Consider the following 5,828-nt stretch of genomic DNA (forward strand, 5'->3'; position numbering starts at 1 on the left):
TGGTGACCTTGAAGGCATCGACGGTGTATTTTTCAACGGCCTGTTAGGTCATGAAAGTGCACACTCGGAAGCATCACAGGGCCATTTGGCATCCTATAAGTCAAGTTTTTTAGCTGCTCACGAAAAGCCGACCAGATTAGGGAAGCTCCGTTGACAACAGCAAGGTCGTACGGCGGAGCCAAGCGCTCTGCGCCAGGTGGAATTCGCACCAAAGCAACCGCAAGGTAGGGCGGCACAAGTCAATCCTGGCGGATTCACTACCTCGGCCCGGAGGCCATCGGTGCCGCATCGAACGGCCGGTTTCGGAAACTGCTCCCTGTGTCTGCTGCTGGCCGAGACCGGTACTTGACCCGGCAGCCGACGGCCAGCTGCTGACTCCGCCTGCTCCGTAGATGAAGTGCGTTAGCGTGTCCCCAGTTCCGAGGCGCATACTGGGCGGAACCCATCATCTCGATGGGAGACTATCATGGGTATGCGGCCTGTGGATATTCTTGCCATCAAGTGATATCCAAAGTCGCTTGGACGAGAAGAATGCATTTCTGCCGTAGCCCAATGCGTCGAACCACTTGGATCGGCAGCTACCAGGATGCCGCGGCGCTTCAAGTAGCGCCTGCAGCGCTCGAAGTCGTAGCCCTTGTCTGCATGCAGCTTGTCCTGGCGCTTCCTGGGTCGTCCCCGCAAGCCTGGTACGGCCACCAGTGCATCAAGCGTGGCCTCGAATGCCATCGAGTCGTGGCGGTTCGCCCCCGTCACCGTCAGGGCCAACGGGATGCCTTGCGCATCTACTACAAGGTGACGCGTGCTGCCGAGCTTTCCCCGGTCGGTCGTGTTCGGGCCTGTCTCTTGGCCCCCGGGGCTGGCCACACTGGCGCTGTCGATGCTGGCTCGGCTCCAGTCGATACGGTCATGCTCGCGCAGCTTGCTGAGCATGGCCTGATGCAGCTTCGACCAGACCCCACTGGCCTGCCAATGGCGCAAGCGTCGCCAGCAAGTCATGCCGCTGCCCAAGCCCAGTTCTTGGGGCAGGTCTTCCCATGGGAGGCCCGTCTGCAGCACGAACAGGATGCCGTTCAAGGCAGCCCGGTCATCGACCGAGCGGCGGCGTCCGCCCTTGGGCGAGGGGATGAACGGTGACAGCAGCGGCTCCAGGGTCAACCACAGTTCATCGCTGATAGGTCTTCTTGCCATGCCAGCTAACCTACCCCGATACCGCCAAATTGTCCAGTTGTGTTAGCCGCTGTTAGGTTGGCTGCAGTCGTTCCGCGTTAGTGCCTCGATGACGGCTCCCGCCGTTGCCGGTCATCCGTCAGCAGCAGGACGGGCGCCCCCCAGATACCCCTCAGGAAGCGCGTGTCCAATCTTCGGGCACCAATTTGAGACCGTCACGCCAGCGTTCTCGTAACGCGGTCTGGAAGTGGGCGTCATCACTAAAGTACGGGTGATCCGTGATGATCACCTGGAACTTGCCATCTAGGCTTGTGACCACGTCAAAGATCAGGCCGAAGAGGCGCTTCACGGCCCTACGGTCGGCATCAATCTTCTCCTGCGTCAGACCTTCGCCCGGCACCGTGTCTGGAGAGAAGTGCGCTTGGGACAGTTGATCCAGCAGCAGGAAGGACGGAACCGGCCGACCGCGGCTCGCGAACCAGGTGTGCAGCGCTAGATGCGCCACGATGTGATAGCCGACATGGTTCTCACCACTACCGATCTCGCGCATAGGCACCGGCCGTTCCGGTGTGTCCGCCACGATGGTCAGGTTGCGAGGGTCCAGGCGCAAGGGCGTATCGGAATATTCCAGGTCGATCTGCTTGGCGTAGTTCCAGAGATACCGGTTTACGTTGGACAGGCAGGACTCCATCTTCGCCTGGATGGTGTCAGCACTGACAGCCTCGTCGAGTAGGTCCTCCTGTAGTCTCAGCTCCTTCAGTCGCTCCTGCTGTTCACTGAGGTCGGGCATTTGCGGGATGTTCTCCAAATACAGGCTGATCCGGCCTAGCACTATGGCGCGCCGCACTTCCATGTCCGAGGCCAGTTGCAGGCGCTGGTTGCCACGCTTAACCGCTGTCAGCAGGACACGGTTGTCTTCCATGCGGCGCCGTACGTCTGAGAGCTTGGTCTCGACATCCTGGATGGCCATCTCGATGCGCGGGGTCGCCGAATCCATCGCGCCACTGCGTTCGCCGATATAGTCCTGGGCGGCGCGAAGGTCGCCGATGGACGGAACCCTCGAGGTTTCGGGTAACCCCTGCAGGCACAACGGGCAGGCGTGTCCCGGCTGGTCATGCTCGAAGACGCTCACTGCTTGCAGGCGCGCAGTGTGTTCGCGCGCTTCTGCCGAATAGCCCTTGGAACTGCCTTCGAAGCTGCGGGCGCGTTCGAGCGTGGACTCCAAGGTGCGCTGCTCCTGCAGGAGTTCGCTGCGCACCGCGGATAGCCGTCGAAACTCGGCGTCGCTGTCAACCTCTGCCACCGTCGAGGGCACCGGCCTGTTCTGAATCTCGCGAAGCGTGTCGAGCTTCTCCTGCCAGGATGCGCTGTCGGGGAGCCCGCTCATGCCTACCGATTTGGCCTCCGCCAGTAGCGTGTCCGCGCGTCCCACGCCATCACCTCGGATTGCGGCGGCTTCTGCAAGCCGGCGCTCGATCTGGCGGATCTCGGCGCGAACGCGCTTGAGCTCCTGCTGATTGGCGACGTAGTCATCGGTGACCGCGCCCAGGAAGTAGGGCAGGGTGTCCTTGATCGCCTGCGCCACGAACCTATCACTGGAGCCATGGAACAGGTGCTTGCGCTGCGCGATCTCATTCTGGGATTGGAAGCAGAAGGTGAGCGCATGGCTGATGGTTGCGGCCAGCGCGTCGCGCGTCTGCCCGGACGGAGGCTCATGCAGGTAGTCCGACAGGCCGGTCCAGGAGGCCAACAGCGAACGCAGCCCTTCCCGGTTGGTCGTCTGGCGCAGTGCCGATGCCGGAGGAATGTTGACCTCCGTGTCGGTCTGCACATAGACCGCTTCGTTGGACTTACCGTCACCTCTCGGCAGCTGCCGCGCTACAAAGGCCTGACCGCGAGGCGTCTGTAGCAGCAACGCAAACCAGGCTACATTGCGGCGTACCTTGCCCTCGGGCACGTCGATCTCCTTGGCCCCGAAGCAGTAGTCGATGATGCCCAGGATGGCTGACTTGCCGGTGCGCGAGTCTCCGGAAATGATGTTGACGCTGCCCGGTTCGAAGGGTACCACTCGCTGGCGTCCGTCGTGGCTGTAGATCACTACGGCACGAATCTGAATCATGCTTGAACTCCCAATAGCGCCAACACAGTTGTGGGCGCCCCCGCTTTGCACAGCCAACGACCCACGAACGCGGCCTGGCGCATGCAGTCCCTGACCTCTGCGCTCGATGCGCCCAGGTAAGTCTTTATCTTCTTGGTTTGTGATTCGCCGCTGGTGATCCAGGGGCCATCCAGCGCGAGTAACTCGTGCTGCGTACCGAACAGCAAGGCCTCGCGGACCGTCTGCCGCAACACGACCACGCCCTTTGCAACGGCTGACCGCTCCAGCGGGTGATCGTGCACCCAGGTGGCGAGCGAACTCGTGATCGTGCGGGGCAATTGCTCTCGCGTCTGGCCACGTAGAACGAGGCTCATCCCCACGAAGGCCAACTTAAACGGGAGCCCCACCTGATCTGTACCGAGCGCCGTTGCCTCGGTGGCATAGCCGCGCGCGAGATGCCACACCGCAATCGCGCAGAAGGCTGGATTGAGCAAGTTGCGCTGTTCGATGGTGCGATCCTGCCAAGCCGTCATGCCGTCTTCCCTTGCACGACCGCGTCGAGTACGGCCTTCAGTCGGGTCTCGAACTGCGGGTGCCAGCCCACGCGCATGTCCTCTGCGAGCATGTGCAGAGAACCTCGGCAGACCCACGGGACATTGACACCGGAACGGATGGAGATATGTGCGTCTTCTGCCCACTTCAGGAGGGCACGACCCGCCTGCGTCATTACCGCTTCGGTGGCATCCGGACCGAGCTCGTCGCAGACTTGGCCGTACTGCAGCTCCCATTCGGCCTGCAGGCGCTTGTCGTACTTGTCCAGGTCGGCATCGAACAGCAGGTCGTGACGGGTCCAGGCAGAACGTTGCCGGAAGGCTTGCAGATAGCTGGTGATCGCATTACGGATGCGCAGCTGGCTGCCGCTGACCAGCTCCACCTGTTTGTAGAAGGGGCGATTGGCGAACTCGGGCAGTTGTTCCAGCGCGACCATCAGCGAGTCGAAGTCGTCATCGATGGGCAGGGCGTCGGGCTTCAGCGACTCCTGGATGTCCGAGATCTGTGCGTCGATCTCGGCGCGAGGGATGCCGCCCTCCGGGTGGACCATTTCATTTAGCACCCTCTTGAACCACCAACCTTCGAGCATCTGCACCGACAGCGCCTGATGGTTCAGGGAGACATGGTAAAGCTCGGACTGTAACTGTTCGGTAATCTGGACGGCGTCAGGCTGTGACGGGATGACGTACACCTGCGCCAACAACGCTTCGCGCTCAGCTTCCGCCAGCGCCAGATATGCCTCGAAAGCCGGCTTGAGTTCGCTGTTGCTGGAACTGGTTGCTGCATGCTTGAGGCGTTTGCCGGCCTCTGCCACGTCGCGATCACGGCCTTCGATACTCAGGGCCGCGCATGCGCTTCCTGGCGCTGCTGCAGCGGTGGTGATCAGGAAGCGCGCCGTGCCAATCGGAATTTCACCACTGGTCAGGCCGACCATCCAGACGCGCAGCGTCTTCCACAGCTCCGCACTCATATCGGTCAGGTTCGCAGCCGCCTTCAGCGAATGCTTGGCCTGCAGCACCGCCAGAGGCTCTCCGCCGAGTTCGAAACTCACGTCATCCAGCGTCTCCAGGTTGATAATGAAGTCGCTGGTACGGCTGCGGCGAATTGCCCACAGCAGGGCGAGCCGGACCTGGTACAGGTAGCCCACCATCGACGGGGCGGCACCGAAGGTGGAGATGCTGGTTGGGATCATTGTGGATACCTCCTGTCCTGAATTCGAGCTATGCCACGGCAACGCGTGGCACGCCAGCCCTGTCGAGCACCATGGCAAATGGCGCAGCAACTGCCACCAAATACGCGATGCCGCGTCACTTACCGTATCGGTGGACCAGCCGACCGGTATCGAAAAGATCAAGCATGTTTTTGATCTCTCTTGATTATTTTCATTATCACAAATGGTAGCAGCCCGTTGCATACGCTCGACTCGGCGAGATCAGCTCTCGCTCAACCAGTGCTCGCAAAGATCGCAGAGTAATAGATAGGGGAAGTACGAACCGCCTACGCGAAAGGCCGCAACCGCTGCATCGCCGACATCGCGTCTTTTTCGTGCAATGTCTGGATACAGCCAGCAGCAGGGGCTTCATTGCATTGGGCTTTGGTACACCCACTCCGAGCCCAGTCCGGTGCCCAGCAGCGACGACGACTGCGTGCCTGCGAAGGAGCATGCGCTAGCCGCGGTTCCACAACTTTCCGGCTTTGTCTTCGTGATTTTTGGAACTGCGAGGTTTCCGACAGGCCTTAAGGCGTGAGTACACGACGGCGACCAACTTCTGGCGGTAGAGTCGCCTGTGCAAAAGGTAGCAGACGACCGGCTGAGTTGACGAGTTGCTGCCCAATAGGTCGGGTACAGATACATCTCACGCATGCTGTGCATACAAGCAGGGATTGGTACAGACTTTTTTGCGCAGGTACAAACTTTTTTGTACCTGCGCAGCAGAAAGGGCGAGTGATTTCAAGGTGTCTTTACTGCCTTTTTGGCCAGCAGCTTGGCCAGCGACACATGGGGCTTCTT

The 5,828-nt window shown here is 60.8% G+C and carries 4 protein-coding genes and 1 pseudogene; 1 reads left to right on the top strand and 4 read right to left on the bottom strand.

The features are described 5' to 3' along the window. Positions 1–588 precede the first annotated feature (588 nt). The 4 genes and pseudogenes from C6P64_RS07760 to C6P64_RS07775 all read right to left on the bottom strand — a co-directional run. Positions 589–1,188: pseudogene (locus tag C6P64_RS07760) on the bottom strand (IS5 family transposase); the annotation flags it as partial. A 151-nt stretch (positions 1,189–1,339) separates the two neighbouring features. Continuing rightward, positions 1,340–3,286: a DUF3732 domain-containing protein gene (locus C6P64_RS07765; protein WP_105747991.1), complete on the bottom strand. Its 1,947-nt coding sequence runs from the start codon at positions 3,284–3,286 to the stop codon at positions 1,340–1,342. Next, the gene (locus tag C6P64_RS07770; protein WP_105747992.1) at positions 3,283–3,798 is read right to left on the bottom strand and encodes a three component ABC system middle component; all 516 of its coding nucleotides are present in this window, start codon (positions 3,796–3,798) and stop codon (positions 3,283–3,285) included. Before C6P64_RS07770 ends, C6P64_RS07765 begins: the two co-directional genes overlap by 4 nt. Continuing rightward, positions 3,795–5,009, bottom strand: a complete 1,215-nt coding sequence (locus C6P64_RS07775; RefSeq protein WP_105747993.1) for an ABC-three component system protein — start codon at positions 5,007–5,009, stop codon at positions 3,795–3,797. Before C6P64_RS07775 ends, C6P64_RS07770 begins: the two co-directional genes overlap by 4 nt. Between C6P64_RS07775 and C6P64_RS17935 the strand changes: the two genes are divergently transcribed. Further along, on the top strand, positions 4,993–5,193 hold the full coding sequence (locus tag C6P64_RS17935; protein ID WP_146115885.1) for a hypothetical protein: 201 nt from the start codon (positions 4,993–4,995) through the stop codon (positions 5,191–5,193). The two genes, C6P64_RS07775 and C6P64_RS17935, sit on opposite strands and share 17 nt — an antisense overlap. Positions 5,194–5,828 lie beyond the last annotated feature (635 nt).

The sequence above is a fragment of the Malikia granosa genome (assembly GCF_002980595.1).
Classification (GTDB): Bacteria; Pseudomonadota; Gammaproteobacteria; order Burkholderiales; family Burkholderiaceae_C; genus Malikia; species Malikia granosa.

What these genes read in the sequence shown, in the direction of transcription:
- C6P64_RS07765 (WP_105747991.1), bottom strand. Translation starts at nt 3,286, where the DNA reads ATGATTCAGATTCGTGCCGTAGTGATCTACAGCCACGACGGACGCCAG.
- C6P64_RS17935 (WP_146115885.1), top strand. Translation starts at nt 4,993, where the DNA reads ATGCTGGTTGGGATCATTGTGGATACCTCCTGTCCTGAATTCGAGCTA.
- C6P64_RS07775 (WP_105747993.1), bottom strand. Translation starts at nt 5,009, where the DNA reads ATGATCCCAACCAGCATCTCCACCTTCGGTGCCGCCCCGTCGATGGTG.
- C6P64_RS07770 (WP_105747992.1), bottom strand. Translation starts at nt 3,798, where the DNA reads ATGACGGCTTGGCAGGATCGCACCATCGAACAGCGCAACTTGCTCAAT.